2 protein-coding genes and 1 pseudogene are annotated in these 1,754 nt (G+C 71.3%); 1 reads left to right on the forward strand and 2 read right to left on the reverse strand.

Going from position 1 to position 1,754, the window contains the following annotated elements:
- Positions 1–359, forward strand: a pseudogene (locus NON22_RS23850) (hypothetical protein); the annotation flags it as partial.
- A gap of 197 nt (positions 360–556) precedes the next feature.
- On the opposite strand, the gene mazG reads toward NON22_RS23850, so the two are convergent.
- Together mazG and NON22_RS23860 are read right to left on the reverse strand one after the other, a co-directional pair.
- On the reverse strand, positions 557–1,384 hold the full coding sequence (mazG, locus tag NON22_RS23855) for a nucleoside triphosphate pyrophosphohydrolase (protein ID WP_257389478.1): 828 nt from the start codon (positions 1,382–1,384) through the stop codon (positions 557–559).
- A gap of 16 nt (positions 1,385–1,400) precedes the next feature.
- Positions 1,401–1,754, reverse strand: a 354-nt coding sequence (locus NON22_RS23860; protein ID WP_306673990.1) for a 3'(2'),5'-bisphosphate nucleotidase CysQ family protein, incomplete at its 5' end; no start/stop codon positions are given.

Genomic DNA, 1,754 nt, shown 5'->3' on the forward strand with positions numbered 1-1,754 from the left:
CGGCCCGTGCCGCCGATCCGGCCTCCACGACCGCCGCACCGCCGGCCGATCCGGGCGCCGGCCCGCACGGCTGGCGCAAGGGCCGCGGCGAACGCCTGGCCGCCGCGCGCAACAACCCGGTGTTCCAGACCGTGCGCAATCTGCGCGAGCTCGAACGGCTCTACCTGATCGACGGCCGCGCGCAGGAAATTCCGGCGCTGTACCGCGACGTGCTGACCAAGACCGAGAACCCGGCCGTGCGTCAGTTCGCCTACAACCGCATCGCACGCAACGAGTTCAAGCCCGGCGACGTCGACAAGGCCATCGCGACCTTGCGCCAGGGCCTCGACGAAAGCCTGCAGCGGCTGCCGGCCCAGTGACGCGCTGAAATGCGCACATCGGCATAGTCGGGCACTGCAACGCTCGCCGGCCGCGCGGCATCTTAGCAACCGGATGCGGATCTCCTGCCGTCGTCCACCCCGACGGAAGCCGCCCCCATCGGCTTCCTGCTCCACCCGGCGGGCGCTTCGGCGCCCGCTTTTCATTCGCGGCCGGCGGCCGGTGTGCGGATGCCGTTTCAGTCGCCGGATGTCGCCGGCGCCGGATCCGCGGCGATCGCGGCGCGGCGCTCCTCGACCTTGGCCGCATCCCAGAGCCGGTCCTGCGCGGCCAGGTCCAGCGCGGCGAGCCCGCCGTCGCCGGCCAGCTGCTCCATGCGCCGGAAGCGGCGCTCGAACTTGGCGTTCGCGTGGCGCAGCGCGGTGGAGACGTCGACGTTCGCATGCCGCGCGACGTTGACGCAGACGAACAGCAGGTCGCCGATCTCGTCGGTCAGCCGCGCCGGATCGGCGCCGTCGGCGAATTCGGTGCGCACCTCGTCGATTTCCTCGTGCAGCTTGGCCAGCACGGGCTCGACGTCGGGCCAGTCGAAGCCGACCGTCGCGGCACGCTTCTGCAGCTTCAGCGCGCGCTGCCATTCGGGCAGGCCGCGCGAAATGCCGGCCAGCGCGCTGCGGTCGTCCTCGCCGCGCGCGGCGCGTTCGGCGCGCTTGTGCGCTTCCCAGGCCACGGTCTGCGCCTGCGCGTCGGCGACCGCGGCCTCGCCGAACACGTGCGGATGGCGGCGCAGCATCTTCGCGCAGATCGCCGCGACGACGTCGCCGAAATCGAAATGACCGGCTTCGCGCGCCATCTGCGCATGGAACACGACCTGGAACAGCAGATCGCCGAGTTCGTCGCAGAGCGCCGCCATGTCGCCGCGGTCGATCGCGTCGGCGACTTCGTAGGCCTCTTCGATCGTGTACGGCGCGATGGTCGCGAAATTCTGCTGCAGGTCCCAGGGACAGCCGCCGGCGGGATTGCGCAGCGCGGCCATGATCGCGAGCAGTTCGTCTATCGAAGCCATGAGGATTCCCGCTGCATCAGGCGAACAGCCGCGCCCAGTCGGTGGCCGGGTCGCCGAACGCGATGAAATCGCCGTTGAGCAGGGTTTCGTGTGCGTTGCAGCGCAGCGGCCGGCCGGCGAAGTCGATCACGCCGCCGCCGGCCTGCTCCAGCACGCATTGCGCCGCGGCCGTGTCCCATTCCGAGGTCGGCCCGAGGCGCAGATACAGATCGGCCGCACCTTCGGCGATGCGGCAGAACTTCAGCGACGAGCCGAGCGGCAGTTTCTCGAAAGCGCCGACGCGCGACAGCAGCTCGGCCTCGCGCTCGCTGCCGTGCGAGCGGCTGCCCGGCACCAGCAGCGGCTCGGCGCGCGGCCGCGTCCGCAGGCG

It is taken from the genome of Tahibacter caeni, assembly GCF_024609805.1.
Classification (GTDB): Bacteria; Pseudomonadota; Gammaproteobacteria; order Xanthomonadales; family Rhodanobacteraceae; genus Tahibacter; species Tahibacter caeni.